Annotated in this window: 18 protein-coding genes; 5 read left to right on the top strand and 13 right to left on the bottom strand. The window is 71.6% G+C overall.

What is annotated here, in order from left to right:
• Window positions 1-246: 246 nt before the first annotated feature.
• Complete coding sequence (locus tag BLV39_RS23345) at window positions 247-843, top strand: hypothetical protein (protein ID WP_090796762.1); 597 nt, start codon at window positions 247-249, stop codon at window positions 841-843.
• 1,146 nt (window positions 844-1,989) lie between these two features.
• On the opposite strand, the gene BLV39_RS23340 is transcribed toward BLV39_RS23345, so the two are convergent.
• Both BLV39_RS23340 and BLV39_RS23335 read right to left on the bottom strand, forming a co-directional pair.
• Window positions 1,990-3,012 (bottom strand): adenosine deaminase, encoded by a 1,023-nt coding sequence (locus BLV39_RS23340; RefSeq protein ID WP_090796758.1) that lies wholly within the window; start codon window positions 3,010-3,012, stop codon window positions 1,990-1,992.
• Window positions 3,009-3,794, bottom strand: a complete 786-nt coding sequence (locus BLV39_RS23335; protein WP_090796755.1) for a trans-aconitate 2-methyltransferase — start codon at window positions 3,792-3,794, stop codon at window positions 3,009-3,011. The genes BLV39_RS23340 and BLV39_RS23335 overlap by 4 nt, the downstream gene beginning before the upstream one ends.
• A 99-nt stretch (window positions 3,795-3,893) precedes the next feature.
• Between BLV39_RS23335 and BLV39_RS23330 the strand changes: the two genes are divergently transcribed.
• Both BLV39_RS23330 and BLV39_RS23325 read left to right on the top strand, forming a co-directional pair.
• On the top strand, window positions 3,894-4,874 hold the full coding sequence (locus BLV39_RS23330) for an aldo/keto reductase (protein ID WP_090796751.1): 981 nt from the start codon (window positions 3,894-3,896) through the stop codon (window positions 4,872-4,874).
• 4 nt (window positions 4,875-4,878) lie between these two features.
• Window positions 4,879-5,085, top strand: a complete 207-nt coding sequence (locus tag BLV39_RS23325; RefSeq protein WP_090796748.1) for a hypothetical protein — start codon at window positions 4,879-4,881, stop codon at window positions 5,083-5,085.
• Between the two features lie 127 nt (window positions 5,086-5,212).
• On the opposite strand, the gene BLV39_RS23320 is transcribed toward BLV39_RS23325, so the two are convergent.
• From BLV39_RS23320 to BLV39_RS23280, 9 genes are all read right to left on the bottom strand, one after another.
• Window positions 5,213-5,416, bottom strand: coding sequence for a cold-shock protein (locus tag BLV39_RS23320; protein ID WP_007075740.1), 204 nt, complete (start codon window positions 5,414-5,416; stop codon window positions 5,213-5,215).
• A 167-nt stretch (window positions 5,417-5,583) separates the two neighbouring features.
• Window positions 5,584-7,149, bottom strand: a complete 1,566-nt coding sequence (locus BLV39_RS23315; RefSeq protein WP_090796744.1) for an MFS transporter — start codon at window positions 7,147-7,149, stop codon at window positions 5,584-5,586.
• The gene (locus tag BLV39_RS23310) at window positions 7,127-7,822 is read right to left on the bottom strand and encodes an LppX_LprAFG lipoprotein (protein WP_090796741.1); all 696 of its coding nucleotides are present in this window, start codon (window positions 7,820-7,822) and stop codon (window positions 7,127-7,129) included. Before BLV39_RS23310 ends, BLV39_RS23315 begins: the two co-directional genes overlap by 23 nt.
• A gap of 36 nt (window positions 7,823-7,858) precedes the next feature.
• Entirely contained in the window at window positions 7,859-8,137 is a 279-nt protein-coding gene (locus BLV39_RS23305; protein WP_239084131.1) for a DUF4235 domain-containing protein, read from the bottom strand.
• Between the two features lie 37 nt (window positions 8,138-8,174).
• Window positions 8,175-8,513, bottom strand: coding sequence for a DUF3618 domain-containing protein (locus tag BLV39_RS23300; RefSeq protein ID WP_090796735.1), 339 nt, complete (start codon window positions 8,511-8,513; stop codon window positions 8,175-8,177).
• A complete protein-coding gene (locus BLV39_RS23295) occupies window positions 8,510-8,986 on the bottom strand; it encodes a phage holin family protein (protein WP_090796731.1) in 477 nt (158 codons plus the stop codon). Before BLV39_RS23295 ends, BLV39_RS23300 begins: the two co-directional genes overlap by 4 nt.
• A gap of 124 nt (window positions 8,987-9,110) precedes the next feature.
• Window positions 9,111-9,932: a DUF1206 domain-containing protein gene (locus BLV39_RS23290; protein ID WP_090797731.1), complete on the bottom strand. Its 822-nt coding sequence runs from the start codon at window positions 9,930-9,932 to the stop codon at window positions 9,111-9,113.
• Between the two features lie 40 nt (window positions 9,933-9,972).
• On the bottom strand, window positions 9,973-10,308 hold the full coding sequence (locus tag BLV39_RS23285) for a hypothetical protein (RefSeq protein WP_090796727.1): 336 nt from the start codon (window positions 10,306-10,308) through the stop codon (window positions 9,973-9,975).
• Between the two features lie 34 nt (window positions 10,309-10,342).
• Window positions 10,343-11,257, bottom strand: a complete 915-nt coding sequence (locus BLV39_RS23280; RefSeq protein WP_090796723.1) for a phosphotransferase enzyme family protein — start codon at window positions 11,255-11,257, stop codon at window positions 10,343-10,345.
• Window positions 11,258-11,274: 17 nt separating this feature from the next.
• On the opposite strand from BLV39_RS23280, the gene BLV39_RS23275 reads away from it, so the two are divergent.
• Window positions 11,275-11,559, top strand: coding sequence for a GNAT family N-acetyltransferase (locus BLV39_RS23275; protein WP_090796718.1), 285 nt, complete (start codon window positions 11,275-11,277; stop codon window positions 11,557-11,559).
• A gap of 2 nt (window positions 11,560-11,561) precedes the next feature.
• On the top strand, window positions 11,562-12,722 hold the full coding sequence (locus tag BLV39_RS23270; RefSeq protein ID WP_090797728.1) for an amidohydrolase family protein: 1,161 nt from the start codon (window positions 11,562-11,564) through the stop codon (window positions 12,720-12,722).
• Here the strand turns inward: BLV39_RS23270 and BLV39_RS23265 are convergent.
• Window positions 12,719-13,318 carry a TetR/AcrR family transcriptional regulator gene (locus BLV39_RS23265; protein WP_090796714.1) on the bottom strand — a complete coding sequence of 200 codons (600 nt, stop codon included), beginning with the start codon at window positions 13,316-13,318 and terminating at the stop codon, window positions 12,719-12,721. The genes BLV39_RS23270 and BLV39_RS23265 overlap by 4 nt on opposite strands.
• 124 nt (window positions 13,319-13,442) lie before the next feature.
• Window positions 13,443-14,942: a glycoside hydrolase family 3 protein gene (locus BLV39_RS23260; protein ID WP_090796710.1), complete on the bottom strand. Its 1,500-nt coding sequence runs from the start codon at window positions 14,940-14,942 to the stop codon at window positions 13,443-13,445.
• Between the last annotated feature and the right edge of the window lie 245 nt (window positions 14,943-15,187).

Genomic DNA, 15,187 nt, shown 5'->3' with positions numbered 1-15,187 from the left:
CCGCCGCCCGCATGACGACCAGCCCGGCGCGGGGCCGGCGCCCGGAAGACGACCAGCCCGGCGCGGGGCCGGCGCCCGGAAGACGACCGGGGACGGCGCGAGGTCGGCGCCTGTCGGCCGCGCGACCCGGCCCGGCCCGGCCTGGCCTCAGTTATGCGGCAGGACGCAGGGCGTGCGGCCATGATTCATCGGACGGTCCGCCTCCGGCTCTTCCGGAAACGATCGACCGACGGCGATACTGGCGCGGTGAAGCCGACCTTCCGCCGCGCCGCCGGCCTTCTGATCGCCGCCGTCATCGCCCTGCTGGTCTGGCCGTTCCCGGCCGCGGCACACGGCGGCGCGAAGATCACGGTCAACCACGACGGCCGAGGGTCGGTCTGGGTCAACGTGACCTACCAGGACGGCCACCCGGCCGAGGGCCTCGTCGACGCGACGCTGACCGCGAAGGAAGCCGACGGCACGACCGTGGCCCCGGCCAAGATGGTCCAGTCCTCGGCGCCCGGGACGTTGGTCTACATGAGCACGCTCCCGGCCGGCGAGTGGGCCGTCACGGTCGAGTTCGGCGCACCGATCGCCCGCACCTGCAACGCGGCGTTCCAGGTCGGCACGGCCAACAACACCCAGCAGACCAACTGCGACGCGCCGACCCCGCTCGCGGCCTCGGCACCAGCCGCCACCGGCGGCGAGGGCGGCAACGGCACCGCCTGGCTGCTGATCGCGATCGCGGCCGTCGGTGGGCTGATCTGCGCTGTGCTCGCCCTCCAGATCCGCAGCCGCCGCCGGTCCGACCGCCCCGTCACCCCGGCGCCTCAGCGCAAGCAGAAAGCGACCTCGCGGAAGTAGGCCGCCGGGCATGGCGCAGCCGCCGCCGCTCCGACCACCCCGTCACCCCGGCGCCTCAGCGCAAGCAGAAAGCGACCTCGCGGAAGTAGGCCGCCGGGCATGGCGCAGCCGCCGCCGCTCCGACCACCCCGCCACCCCCACGCCGCAGCGCAAGCAGAAAGCGACCTCGCGGAAGTAGGCCGCCGGGCATGGCGCAGCCGCCGCCGCTCCGACCACCCCGCCACCCCCACGCCGCAGCGCAAGCAGAAAGCGACCTCGCGGAAGTAGGCCGCCGGGCATGGCGCAGCCGCCGCCGCTCCGACCACCCCGCCACCCCCACGCCGCAGCGCAAGCAGAAACCAACCTCGCGGAAGTAGCCACCGCGCGCGACGCAGCCGCCGCCGGTCCGACCGCCCCGCCACCCCCACGCCGCAGCGCAAGCAGCAAACGCACGGAAGAAGCCCACCACGCGCGGCGCAGCCGCCGCCGGTCCGACCGCCCCGCCACCCCCACGCCGCAGCGCAAGCAGCAAACGCACGGAAGAAGCCCACCACGCGCGGCGCAGCCGCCGCCGGTCCGACCGCCCCGCCACCCCCACGCCGCAGCGCAAGCAGAAAACGACCTCGCGGAAGAAGCCCACCACGCGCGGCGCAGCCGCCGGTCCGACCGCCCCGTCACCCCCGCGCCGCAGCGCAAGCAGAAGGCAACCGCACGGAAGAAGCCCGACGCGCGCGGCGCAGCCGCCGCCGCCGGTCCGACCACGCCGCCACCCCGCGCCGCAGCGCAAGCAGAAAGCGACCTCGCGGAAGTAGCCCACCGCGCGGGGCGCAGCCGCCGGCGGTCATCCCCTTGCCGCAACGCAAGCAAGCAAGCAAGCGAACGGGAGCAGCCCGCCCCGCAGGCGCCGCTGACTCCCCATTTCGTGGGGCTTTGCTCTGCACCCATATACGCACCACGCCCGTCGCGGAGTGGTGCGTATATGGGTGCAGAGCAAAGCGTCCGCACGAGTTGATCTTCGGTGTCGCAATTCGCGTCCAGCGAGTTGATGTTGAATGCCAAAGGCTAAGACGCGAAAACAATTTTCATGTCGGGTTGTCGCGGAACGGGAATTCCTCTTCCGCATCCGGTGCGGGCAGGTCGGGACATTGACCTGCCCGCTGACCGCCCCTAAACCGCTGAACGGGCGTACGCGGTGATTTCGTCGGTAATTCGGGTCTTCTCCCCGGCGGGCAGGAAAGACGCCTCCACCGCGGCGACAGCGAGCCGAGCCACGCCCGCCGCGTCCAGGTCGAGAAGGCGGGCCGCGACCGCGTACTCGTCATTGAGGGTCGTGCCGAACATCGGCGGGTCGTCAGAGTTGATGTTGACCGGCACGCCGGCCGCGACCAGGGTCGGCAGCGGGTGCTCGTCGAGGTTGGCCACCGCGCGCGTGCGGACGTTCGACGTCGGGCTGATCTCCAGCGGGATGCCCTCCGCGGCCAGGTAGGCCATCAGCGAGGGGTCCTGAGCGGCCGAGATGCCGTGGCCGATGCGCTCGGCGCCCAGGTCGCGGATCGCGTCCCAGATCGTCTCCGGGCCCGTGGTCTCGCCCGCGTGCGGCACCAGGTGCAGGCCCGCCGCTCGGGCCTTCTCGAAGTACGGCTTGAACTGGGGGCGCGGCACGCCCACCTCGGGGCCGCCCAGGCCGAACGAGACCAGGCCGTCCGGGCGCTCGTCGAGGGCGATCCGCAGGGTCTCCTCCGCGGCCTCCAGCCCGGCCTCGCCGGGGATGTCGAAGCACCAGCGCAGCACGATCCCGAGCTCCTTCTCGGCGGCCAGGCGGGCGTCCTCGATGGCACCGCAGAACTCGGGTGCCGGCATGCCTCGGCGAACCGACGAGTACGGCGTGACCGTGAGCTCGGCGTAGCGGACCTGCTGGCGGGCCAGCTCGCGGGCCACCTCGTAGGTCAGGATCCGGACGTCCTCCGGCTCACGGATCAGGTCGACCACAGAGAGGTAGACCTCGATGAAGTGCCGGAAGTCCCGGAACTCGAAGTACGCGGCCAGCGCGTCGATGTCGGTCGGCACCGGGGTGCTGCCGGCGTGCCGTGTGGCCAGCTCGGACACGATCCGCGGCGAGGCCGAGCCCACGTGGTGAACGTGCAGCTCGACCTTGGGCAGACCGGCGATGAACTCGGCTAGGTCGGTCAAGAGAGTGCTCCTTGAACGTGCGCCACCACGAAAACGCGGCGGAAGGGGAAGAAGGCGCGGTCGTGGCGGATCGGGTACGCCGCCGCCAGCCGCTCACCCAGCTCCGCCCGGTAGGCAGCCCAGCCGGCCTCGTCGGCGCCGAACGCCGCCCGGATCGGGCGCAGCGCGGTGCCCTCCAGCCAGGCGAGCACCGGGTGGTCGGCGGAGTTGCCGGGGAGCAGGTGCACGTAGGTAGTTTCCCAGGCGTCGACCGCGCAAGCCGAGGCCAGGGAGGCCGCGTAGTCAGTGGCGGTCGGCACAGCCATCCGCCGGGCGACCCCGCCCAGCACCGACTTCCAGCGCGGCGACTCGGCCAGCGCGTAGACCGCGTCGTGGGCCGGCGACGAGAAGTTGCCGGGCACCTGGAACGCCAGCCACGCGCCGGCGGGCAACGCGGCGACCCAGCGGTGCAGCAGCGCCTCGTGGTCGGGCACCCACTGCAGCGCGGCGTTGGAGACGAGCACGTCGACGCCCGGCGAGGGCGTGAATTCCCGCAGGTCACCCACGGTGAAGTCGACCGGCGCGTCGAGGGCCCGGGCCGACGCGATCATCTCGGCCGACGAGTCGATCCCCCGCACCAGCGCGGACGGCCAGCGGGCGGCCAGCGTGGCGGTCAGGGTGCCGGGACCGCAGCCCAGGTCGACGACCTGACGCGGTGCCTCGGCGGGGATTCTGGCGACCAGCTCGTGGAACGGACGCGAACGTTCGTCTCCGAAGCGGCCGTAAACGGCGGGGTCCCACATGTGCTGCCACCTTCCAAACCGTACGTACGTCTTGTTAAGCCAAGCACACCAGCGGGACCGCCGGCAAGGCCCTTTAAACGTTCCAGATAAGGTGCCTGCGTGGAGTACCGCGAGTTCGGCCGGATCGGCCGCGACGTGTCCGTTGTGGGTCTTGGCGCCTGGCAGCTCGGCGCCGACTGGGGCGAGGTGAGCGCCGACGACGCGTACGCGACCCTCGACGCCGCCGTCGACGCGGGCACCACCTTCATCGACACCGCCGACGTGTACGGCGACGGCCGCAGTGAGCAGCTCATCGGGCAGTTCCTGCGCCGGCGACCGGAACCGATCATGGTGGCCACCAAGATGGGCCGGCGCGTGCCCCAGGAGCGGGCCAACTACACCGCCGCCAACTTCAAGGCCTGGACCGACCGGTCGCGGGCCAACCTCGGCGTCGACCGGCTCGACCTGGTGCAGCTCCACTGCCCGCCCACACCGGTCTTCGAGGACGACGAGATCTTCGACGCGCTCGACGCGCTGGTCGAGAACGGCGCGATCGCCGCGTACGGCGTCAGCGTGGAGACGGTCGACCAGGCCCTCACCGCGATCGCCCGGCCCCACGTGGCCAGCGTGCAGATCATCCTGAACGCGTTCCGCCTCAAGCCGCTCGACCAGGTGCTCCCGGCTGCGAAGGCGGCCGGCGTCGGCATCATCGCCCGGGTCCCGCTGGCCAGCGGCCTGCTGTCAGGTCGCTACACCGCGGCAACCACGTTCGCCGCCGACGACCACCGCAACTACAACCGCCACGGCGAGTCGTTCGACGTGGGCGAGACCTTCTCAGGCGTCGACTACGAGACCGGCCTGCGCGCCGTCGAGCGGCTCAAGCAGCTTGTCCCGGCCGGCATGACGATGGCCCAGTTCGCGCTCCGCTGGGTGATCGACCAGCCGGGCATGACCGTCGTGATCCCCGGTGCCCGCGGCCCTGATCAGGCCCGCGGCAACCTGGCCACCGCCGCCCTCCCGCCGCTGACGGCAGAGGCGCTGGCCGGCGTACGAGAAACCTATGACGAGCTCATCCGGCCGGCTGTCCACGACCGGTGGTGAGGGCATGACCGCTGGATGGCTGCGGCTGACGCTGGGTCTGTTGGCCATCGTCGTCGGTTTGGTGTGGACGCTCCAGGGCCTCGGCACCCTGCGGGGCAGCGTGATGTCGGGCGACGACATCTGGGCGATCATCGGCCCGATCGTCACCGCCATCGGCCTCGCGGTCCTGGTGGTCGGCCTGCGGGCCCGCACCCGGGCGAAGCGCCGGTAGACCGGCGTCCGGTAGACAGCGTTGAGCCCCGCATACAGGGCAGGATGCGGGGCTCGCCACCGACCCGTGAGAACGGGCCGCTCACTCGGCCGGCGCGTGGCCGGCGCTACGTCTGTATTGGGAAACGTCAGATGGGGCGGACCTGCTCGGCCTGCGGACCCTTCTGGCCCTGGGCGATCTCGAACTCCACCCGCTGGTTCTCTTCCAGCGTGCGGTAGCCGCTGGTCTGGATGGCCGAGAAGTGGACGAACACGTCAGCACCCCCGCCGTCAACGGTGATGAAGCCGAAGCCCTTGTCTGCGTTGAACCACTTCACGGTTCCCTGCGCCATGTGAATCTCCTTGTCGAAACTGGCGGCCGAACGCCGTGCGGCCGGTTGGCCGTTTTCGAGCAGCGGCGCCTGAGTCGGCCTCCATCTCAACGAAGGAGGTCTCTCAACCCCGATGTCTCATCAACAGCGGGGAACAGCAAACCACGTACCGAAAAACTCCGCATAGCCTACCCGACGAATTTCTCCGACATGTGATCTGCGGCGTCGGAGTTCGATACCGGAATGGCCACATCCGGGCTACGGGCATCGACGTCTCGCCCTGTGAGCGCTAGGGCGACGAGTGCCCCGATTCCACACAACACGGCTGTGGCCAGGAAAATCTCCCGATACTCCTGACGTAGCGCCTCTCCGACCGCTTTTTGGTAGGCCGCCATCCGCTCGGCCTGGGTCGCGGGGTCCACACCGAACCCGAGCGGCGGTACGAGATCGCTGGTCAACTCCTGGAAACGGTGCAGGCCCCACCCGGTCAAGGCGGCGATCCCGACGAGCATGCCGACGGTACGGGCGACAACCGCGGCGGCCGAGGCGATTCCATGTTGCGCACTGGGCACTGCGCGAAGAACCGACGCGGACAACGGCGCGATGACCAATCCCAGACCCAAGCCGGCGAGTACGAGGTCGGTGTCCATCCGGGGCAGCGGGCCGAACCTGGCGGCCGCGAGGTCCGCGGGCCAGTTCGCGATCAACAGGTACGCCACCGCCGCGAGCGCGAGCCCGCTGAAGGTCACGAGCCGTTCGCCGAGCCGCCGCGTGAGCAGCCCGCCCAGCACCGCACCGACCGGCAGCGCGATCAGGAACCGGGTGAGCACCAACGCGCCGTCGAGACCGTCGCGGCCGAGCGCCGTCTGCGCCAGCAGTTGGACGTCGACCAGCGTGACCATCAGCGCGGCACCGGCCAGCAGGTTGGCCACGAGCGCGGCGGTGAACGGGCGCAGCTTGGCACCGTCCGGGTCGAGCAGCCGGGTGCGCGCCCGGGACTCCCACGCGATGAACGCGAGGACCACCGCGGCCGACGCGCCGAGCGTCGGCCACCCCCAGGTCGGCAGTACGCCGCGATCCGGTTCGGGGTTGTAGAGCGCCACCACCAGCAGCCCGAGCGCGACCGCGAGCAGCAGACCACCGACCACGTCGACCGGTTGGCGCTCCCGCCGCTCGGCGGACCGCGCCGGCAGGCCATAGTGCACCGCCAGCGCGACCAGGGCGGCCAACGGCAGGTTGATCCAGAACACCCCACGCCAACCGGCGACAGCCGCGATGACGGCGCCGTACAGCGGGCCCAGGACGCTGCCCAGTTCCTGTGCGGCGCCGACCAGGCCGAGGGCCAGCGGTCGCTGACGGACCACCAGGTCGGCGGCCAGCGCCATGGTCACCGGCAGCAGCGCACCGCCGGCCAGCCCCTGCACCGCGCGCCCGATCGCCAGCACGGTCAGACCCGGCGCGAGCGCGGCGACCAACGACCCGACCGCGAAGCCGGCCAGGCAGACCTGGATCACCAGGCGCCGGCCGTAGCGGTCGGACAGGCGGCCGAGCAGCGGCATGCCGGCGACGTAGCCCAGCAGGTAGCACGTGACCACCGGGGTGATCCGCTCCAGCCGGTTCACCGGCACGTCGAGATCCTTCATGATCTCGATCAGGATCGTCACGACGACGTACGCGTCGAGCGCCGCGAGCAGCACCGCCACCCCGCCCGCGGACAGGGCGAGGCGACTCCTAGACCGCGGGAACGTCGACATTGACCGGTTTGCCGAAGTCAGCGAACTTGATCAGCACGGTGCCCTTGCCCTCACCGGGCACGGCGAACTGAAGCTGGTTGACCAGCGGCTTGTCGACGCCGATCCAGACCGTGCCGGTCACGTCGCCGCTGACGCCCGGCACGAGGCCGGCCATCGCGGAGCCCTTGAAGGTCGCCTCGACCTTGTAGTGCGGGGCGCCGTCGATCGTCTCGCGGCCCTTCGTGTTGCCCTCGGCGGTGGCGAGCACCGCGCCGATCCCCTTCTCCGGGTTGAGGATGGCGGTCGGGTCGTAGACCATCGCCGCCTGCGCCAGCGGCAGCTTCTGCCAGCCCGCGGTCAGCCCCTTGACGTACAGGAAATCGTCCTTGGCAATGAAGTTCAGCTCGATCGGCATGCCGACCTGCTCGATCGTCGCGGTGCCCTGTGCGGTGCCGGTGTCGTCGATCGCGCCCTTGGCGGACCGGATCGGCAGCGCGCCGGTGTCCCCCTCGGTCGTGATGTCGAACGCGGCCGAGGTGACCGTGCGCATCTGCGTGGCCGCGTTCGCGAGCAGCGTCGAGGCCAGCGGCAGGCTCGGGTCGCCGGAGGCGGCGTCACCGTCGCCGCCGCACGCGGCCAACGAGGCCAGCGCCGTCAAGAGGACGGCGATGATGAATGTACGGGGAGGGCGCATACCGGGATGCTACTCATCCCGGTGCGACCATCCCCGCTAGTCGTGCGGCCAGTAGCCGGTGAACTTCCGGACGCCGGTGGCACCCGCCCGGTCGATCGAGGCTCGGATCATCGCCACGATCGCGCCCTGCAACGCGGCCGCGAGCAGGATCTCGCCCCAGCCGCGATCCTCGTCGATCGGATGCGGCGCGGTGCGTCCGTGCATCGTCATCGACCAGACCCGCTGGAACACCATCCCGGACAGCGTGCCGGCCGCGAGCCCGAGCACGATGCCGACCGGCTTGTAGTTGGCCTTGCTGATTCGCTTGCTGCCCACAGTGGTCCCCCCGTAGCCCCACCTTGGCGCCGCACTCTCAGCGGCGGCGCCGACGCATCACCAACAGGATGACAGCGACAGCACTGGCCGCGACGCCGATCAGCGTGGCTACCGGCACCGGATTCGGTCGCAGCGCGGCCTGGCCCCCCGGCCGGCCGCCGTTGCTGCTCATCCGGGTCGCCGCCGTGCTCGCCTTGGCCCGGAAGCGGTCACGGGCCTGGCTCGCCGAGCTCTTCATCCGCGCCTTGACGTCGGCCTTGGCCGCCAGCAACTGGACCGTCTCGCCGAGCTCGGCCCGGGTGCGGCGGATCTCCGCGCGCAGCACGGCAGGGTCGGACGACGTGCTCCCGTTGCTGCCGTTGCCTGATGCTGTCATCGCCCCGAACCCCCTGAGATGCGGCTCTGGCCGTTCTTGTGGTGCCCGTTGCCGCGGAAGCCGTCCTTGACGGTCTGCACGTCGGCCTTGAGTCCCTCGGTGACGTCGGTCGGCACCGGTGGCACCGCCCGCTTCACCTGGCCCTTGCCGACCAGCGCGAAGAGGCCCGCGAGGATCAGCAGGAAGGCCCCGACGATCAACGCGGACAGCCAGAGCGGCAGCGCGATGTCGATGGCGATCACCGCGGTGGCGATCAGCACCGAGATGCCGAAGAAGGCCAGACCGCCGGCGCCGCCGAAGAGCCCGATGCCGATGCCGGCATGCTTGCCCTTCTGGGTCAGCTCGGCTTTGGCCAGGGCGAGCTCGTCGCGGACCAACCGGGAAACCTGTTCGGTGGCACGCTGCACCAGCTCGGACGTCGACGGATCGGCGTCGGCACGGGGCGGTGCGGCGGCGTTGCGGGCGTCGACCATCGGGCCTCCTCTCACGCTTCTTACGTATGCCCTGTGCACGCTCCGGTCAATCCTCGTGTCCGGAGCGTGTCACGAGTGCATGGCGGATACCTCCCGGAACGGACATATCGCCATGATCAGTGTCTCAGACCTTGCGGTACTTCGACTGCAAGAAGCAGAACAGCGCAAAAGCGGCAATTCCGATGGCCATCAGCGTCAGCAGGATAGCGCCGTACGCCTGGCCACGGAGGGCTTCCAGCGCGGCGTCCAGCCCGCGCGCCTTCTCCGGGTCGTAGTTGGCCGCGGCGACCACGAAGAGCACGCCGGCGATCCCGTACGCCACACCCTTGGCGGTGTAGCCGGCCATGCCGAGACGCATCGCGAGCTTGCGGGTGTGCGGCGACATCTCCCCGGTCTTGAGGTGCCGGGCGAACGCCTTCTTCACCCCGTAGACCACGAGCCCGATGCCGAGCCCGGCCAGGGCCAGACCGGCGATGACCACCACGGCCCGGCCGCCGCCGCTGGACAGCAGGCCTTCCGTCGTCTTCTGCTGGCTGTCGGCCGACGAGGCGGGCTTGCCCTGGAAGACCTTCCAGGCGGTGTACGCGAAGTACCCGTACACGATCGTGCGGAACGCCGAGGCGATCCGTTCGAACACCCGCCGCTTGCCCTGCTCGTCGGTGTGCCCGATGACCGCCTCGAAGAGCTGCCAGATCGCCATCGCGACCAGGCCGACTCCGATCGCGGCGACGACGAACTTGCCCAGCGGCTGCTCCGCGAGCTTCATCATCGCGCCGGACTGGTCACCCTCGGCGGCCGGCTTCCCGAACGCGATCTGCAGCGCCAACCAGGCGAACAGCAGGTGGACGATCCCGTACCCGATGAAGCCCGCTCGAGTGAGGGCCTCCAGGGCGGAACTGTTAGCGGCTCGGGACGCGGACGACTCGGCACGGCTGACTGCTGACATGGCGGTCAATGTGCCCCGCCATGCCAGCCTCTCAAACTCGTCAGCCGGGGTTGCGCGCGATCTGGACAGAGACCTCGTTGTCGGTGATGGACGACAGCGAGACCAGCAGACCGCCCACGTCGACCGCCTGGCCACCGGTGCTCAGCGAGATCTGCTCGCCGGCCACCTCGAGGGTGACGGTGTTGGCGTCGGCCTGCACGAACTTGGCGTTCACACCGAGGATGCTGGCGTTGCCCTGGACACCCCGGTCGAAGGTGACGGTGCACTGGTCGAGGCCGCAGTTGGTGGATGCTCCTTCGGAGCTGCAGCCGGCGAGAAGGGCGCCGCCAAGGGCGAGCGCCGCGAGAAGGCTCACGGTCGTTCGTCGCGTATTCACCCGCCCAAGGGTACGGACCGGTGTCCACCCGGGATCAACCCAGGAGCCGGCCGGCCGCCGCGCGGAGAGCGACGAGCTCGCGTTCGGCCCAGCCCTCCCCGATCGAGTCGGTGCCGCGGAAGGTGGGCTTGTCGACCAGGTGGAAGTGCAGGTTGGTGAGGAGCCCGCGCACCGTGAGCCAGGGCAGCGCGGCGAGGTCGGCCTCGCCGAACGGGCGCACCGTGCGGTAGCCCGCGAGGAACGCCGGCCACCACGGCGTCGTGGCGACACCGGCCAGGTCGGCCGCCCGCCAGTCCATGGCGGCCAGGTCGAGGTCGTAGAGGACCAGCCGGCCGCCGTCGACGTGGACGTTGTCGAGCGACACGTCACCGTGGCAGATCCCCCGATCGAGGTCTGCCCGGCCGAGCCGGTCCGGCAGCGCGGCGGCGAGCAGGTCGATCAGCGCGCGGTCGGCCGGCTCGAGCGCGTCCCGGAGCTGGTCCACGATCGGGCCGAGCGCTTCAAGGTCGCGGTGGCGTGGGCACGTGTCCATCTCGGCGGCGGCGTGGAACGCGGCGACGGTCCGCCCGAAGTCGCCGGCCGTCGCTTCGCTGATCGACAGGCCGGGCAGTGCGCCGGGCGCCCACTCCCAGAGCACGTAGGACCGTTCGCCCTCGGGCGCGTCGTGCGTACCCGCGCGGTTTCCGTCAGGTAGTGGCACTGCCCTGACGATCGGCACACCGCGCCCGGCGACGTGGTCGGCGAGCAGCGCCTCCCAGGCGACCCCGGCGGCGTCCCGGCCGTGCCGATAGAGCTTGAGCACCAACGGCCCCCGCGCGGTGTCCACCCGGTAGACGTCGTTGACCAGCGTGCGCAGCAGCAACACCCTGCTGACCGGCAGGTCGTAGGCGTCGGTCACCAGCGCCGCGACGGCGTCTGGAGCGAGCAGAGATCGCAACGGGCGGGTCACGGGGTAGAACTGTAGACGTGGAAACCGAGGTCAACGACAACCCCGACAAACACCGCTTCGAGCTCAACGCGGACGGCGAGCTGGCCGGCTTCTCCGCCTACCGGCTGCGCGAGGGCGCGATCACCTTCACGCACACCGAGATCGACCCGCGCTTCGAGGGCAAGGGCCTGGGCAGCAAGCTGGCCCGCGCGGTGCTGGACGAGTCCCGCGAGCGGGGGCTGCGGGTCTACGCGCAGTGCCCGTTCATCGCCGGCTACATCGACAAGCACCCGGAGTACCAGGACCTGCTGGCCACCGAATGACGATGCTGGCCATCCGCGCCGCCCGGCTGTTCGACGGGACCGGCACCACCGCGGACCCCATCGTGTACGTCAAGGACGGCATCGTGGTCGGCGTCAGCGCCGGCGGAACGCCACCCTCCGATGCCGAGGTGCTCGACCTCGGCCCGGTGACGTTGCTGCCCGGCCTGGTCGACGCGCACACCCACCTGGTGTTCGACGCCGGACCGGACCCGGTCGGGCGACTGCTCTCCGTGGACGACGACGAGCTGTTGCGCGGCGCCCGGGTGGCCGCCACCCGGGCCCTGCACGCCGGCATCACCACGGTCCGCGACCTGGGCGACCGCGGCTACGTGACCCGGCGGCTGCGGGCCGAGCTCGACCGCGCGCCGCACACCGGCCCGCACGTGCTGTCGGCCGGCCCACCGATCACCAGCCCGCGCGGCCACTGCTGGTGGCTGGGCGGCGAGACCTCCGGCGTCGACGGCATCCGGGCGGCGGTCGCCTCCCGCGCCGAGCACGGCGTCGACGTGATCAAGGTGCTGGCCACGGGCGGCGAGATCACCCGGGGCACGAAGCCGTACCTGCTCCAGTTCTCGCCGCCAGAGCTGGCCGCGGCGGCGGACGAGGCGCACCGGCACGGGTTGCCGGCGGCCGCGCACGCGCATAGCGCGGAGGCCATCGCGGCCGCTATCGACGCGGGTTTCGACACGGTCGAGCACGGCTCGTTCCTCACCGCCGACGGCGCTTCGCCGGACTACGACGTGATCGGGAAGCTGGCGGCGAGCGAGACGATCGTCTCGGCCACGCTGGGCTACCTGCCCGGTGAGCCGGTGCCCGCGTCGACGGCGGCGATCTCCGCGGCCCTGACCTCGATCTTCACCGCACAGCGCGACGCCGGGGTCCGGATGATCGTCACCAGCGATGCCGGCATCGGGCCGTCGAAACCGCACGACGTGCTCCCGTACGCCGCCGAGATGTTCCTGCTCTTCGGCGACCCCGCTCCGGCGGCCCTGCGCGCGGTGACCTCGGACGCGGCCGCGGCGTGCGGGCTGGGTGCGACCAAGGGGCGGGTGGCGGCGGGCTACGACGCGGACCTACTCGCCGTGGCGGGCAACCCCGCCAGCGACATCACCGCCCTGCGCGAGGTGCGCGCCGTGTTCCGGGCCGGCGTGCGGGTCCGTTAGGGCTTGACCGCGCCGTAGAGGAAGACGTCGACGAGGTCTTCGACCGCGACCGTCCGCGGGCCGGCAGGTGCGCCGACCCGGGCCGGGAAGAGCAGGCCGAGGAACGCGTGGACCAGGGTCTCGACCGGGAGCCGAAGCCGCTCCCGGTCGGGCTCGATGATCTCCGCGATCGCGGCGAACGTGGTGCTGACGGAGCGCTCCCGGCCGCCGGGGACCGGCTCGCGGCGTGGCCCGGTGCGCCCGGTGGCGTGCAGCGCGCCGAGCACCGAGCCGACCCGGGCGAAGTGCGCGTCGAGCGCGTCGGCCGCGTCGACCAGGCGCACGGCGAGCGGCTGGTCGAGCGCGATCGACCGGAGCTCCTGGAGCACGACGGTCGGATCGAGCGCGGCCGCGACGACCGCCTCGAGCACCGCCTGCTTGTCGTCGAAGACCCGGAAGATGGTCGCCTCGCCGATGCCGGCCGCGCGGGCGATCTGGGCGGTGGTCACCGCGGCACCGTGCTCGGAGACCAACGGCAGCGCGGCCCGGACAACGGTCTCGCGACGCTGCTCCGGACTCATCCCCGGCGCACGGCGGCGGCCTTCGGTTTCGGTCATGACCGAACCTTAACGGAGTGAGCACTCACTCCGCCAGCGAGAAGTGGGCGCTTGCTCACCCCCCCAGGAGTAAGCGCCCACTCATCTAGCCGGGAGCGAGCGCTTGCTCGCCACGAGCGCGCGCTTACTCGCCCCGACCCGCGAGCAGTTCGGCGACGGCGAGCCCGCTCGACCGCGTCGCGCCGTGCGTGGCCACGTGGGTGGCGCCGACCATTGCGGCGGGAACGCCAAGCTCCACCACCACGGCATCCGAACGCAGGGCCAGCGCCGAGCCCACCAGGGCACCCATCCAGGCGTGCCGGTGCAGGTCGCGCACCACCAGCACGAGCGGCCGACCAGCAGCCGAGCCGACCACGGTGGACGCCTCGGCGCCATCGGCCTCGGTCAGTCGCACCCCGGTGGTGCCGGGCAGCAACGCCGCCAGCGGCGCCGCGACGCCCCACGGGGTGTCCGTGCCGGCCGCCATGTTCGCGGGCGGCGACAGCTCGACCACGTGCGGCGCCCCCGCCAGCGGCAGCACCGGCGCGGTCCCACCGACCTTCACCGCGCGGCGTGCGGCGGCCAGCCCGACCGGCGAACCGGCCGTGCCGTACCACGGCCCCGGAGCAGCACCCGCGCGCGCCGTCGCGGCCCAGGCCGCCAGGTGCTCGACGCGCTTCGCGGCCTCGATCAGCCGGTCCTCGGCCAACCGCCCCGCCACCACCGCGCCGGCGATCGCCTGGCGCAGTCGCTCGGCGGTGTGCTCGTCGGCGAGCTCGCCGCCCACGCAGATCGCGTCGGCGCCGGCCGCCAGTGCGGCGATCACGCCGCCCTCGAAGCCGAACCCGTCGACCACCGCGCGCATCTCCATGGCATCGGTAATGACAGCGCCCTGGAAGCCGAGCTCGTCGCGCAGGAGTCCGGTGAGGACAGTGCGGCTCAGCGTGGCCGGCAGGTGCGGGTCCACGGCCGGCACCAACAGGTGGCCGGTCATCACCGCCTGGACGCCGGCGGCGATCGCGGCGCGGAACGGGAGCAGCTCGACCGCGTCGAGGCCGGCCCGGTCGCGCGGGATGCGCGGCAGGTCGTGGTGCGAGTCGACGGCGGTGTCGCCGTGCCCGGGGAAGTGCTTGGCGCACGCGGCCACGCCGGCGGCCTGCAGGCCGGTCACCCACGCACCCGTGTGCCGGGCGACGAGGGCCGGGTCGGAGCCGAAGCTGCGTACACCGATCACCGGGTTGTCAGGGTTGTTGTTGACGTCGGCGTCCGGTGCGTAGTCGAGGTTGATGCCCACCGCGGCCAGCTCCCGGCCGAGGTCGCGGGCGACCTCCTCGGTGAGCGCCAGGTCGTCGACCGCGCCGAGGGCCAGGTTGCCCGGGCGCGAGCTGCCGGTCCGCGACTCGAACCGGGTGACGTCGCCGGCTTCCTCGTCGAGGGCGATCAGGACGTCGGCCCGCTCCGCGCGCAACGCCGCGGTCAACGCCGCGATCTGCTCGGGGTCGCGGACGTTGCGGGCGAACAGCGCCACGCCGCCGAGTCCCTCCCCCAGCCACCGGCGCACCCAGTCGGGCGGCGTGGTGCCCACGAACCCTGGTTGCAGAACGGTCGCGGCCAGCCGCAGCAGTTCGCCGCCAGGCTCGGTCATCTGTACATACCCCCCGTTTAGGCCACGTCCGTCCGTGCCATGGTCACACCGCCCTCGGAAATAGTCAACAAACCTTCCAGTTGTTGGCGACGCTAGAGTGCCGGCATGCGGTGGGCGGCGGACAACGTGAGTTGGTACGACATACCGGGTGTCCAGATCTTCGGTGCGATCTTCGGCATACTGATTGTCATCTATGCGATCCGACGCATCTTCAAATAGCGTTTCGCGCCGCCGTGCGCCGGGTA

The organism is Asanoa ishikariensis (genome assembly GCF_900107455.1).
GTDB classification, from domain to species: domain Bacteria; phylum Actinomycetota; class Actinomycetes; order Mycobacteriales; family Micromonosporaceae; genus Asanoa; species Asanoa ishikariensis.
The sequence above is the reverse complement of the archived record's forward strand: the minus strand, read 5'-3'. Positions and strand labels throughout refer to the sequence as shown.

Coding starts and splice junctions, on each gene's coding strand:
- BLV39_RS23325 (WP_090796748.1), top strand. CDS start 4,879: ATGACCGCTGGATGGCTGCGGCTGACGCTGGGTCTGTTGGCCATCGTC.
- BLV39_RS23270 (WP_090797728.1), top strand. CDS start 11,562: ATGCTGGCCATCCGCGCCGCCCGGCTGTTCGACGGGACCGGCACCACC.
- BLV39_RS23300 (WP_090796735.1), bottom strand. CDS start 8,513: ATGACAGCATCAGGCAACGGCAGCAACGGGAGCACGTCGTCCGACCCT.
- BLV39_RS23260 (WP_090796710.1), bottom strand. CDS start 14,942: ATGACCGAGCCTGGCGGCGAACTGCTGCGGCTGGCCGCGACCGTTCTG.
- BLV39_RS23310 (WP_090796741.1), bottom strand. CDS start 7,822: ATGCGCCCTCCCCGTACATTCATCATCGCCGTCCTCTTGACGGCGCTG.
- BLV39_RS23265 (WP_090796714.1), bottom strand. CDS start 13,318: ATGACCGAAACCGAAGGCCGCCGCCGTGCGCCGGGGATGAGTCCGGAG.
- BLV39_RS23315 (WP_090796744.1), bottom strand. CDS start 7,149: ATGTCGACGTTCCCGCGGTCTAGGAGTCGCCTCGCCCTGTCCGCGGGC.
- BLV39_RS23290 (WP_090797731.1), bottom strand. CDS start 9,932: ATGTCAGCAGTCAGCCGTGCCGAGTCGTCCGCGTCCCGAGCCGCTAAC.
- BLV39_RS23295 (WP_090796731.1), bottom strand. CDS start 8,986: ATGGTCGACGCCCGCAACGCCGCCGCACCGCCCCGTGCCGACGCCGAT.
- BLV39_RS23335 (WP_090796755.1), bottom strand. CDS start 3,794: ATGTGGGACCCCGCCGTTTACGGCCGCTTCGGAGACGAACGTTCGCGT.
- BLV39_RS23320 (WP_007075740.1), bottom strand. CDS start 5,416: ATGGCGCAGGGAACCGTGAAGTGGTTCAACGCAGACAAGGGCTTCGGC.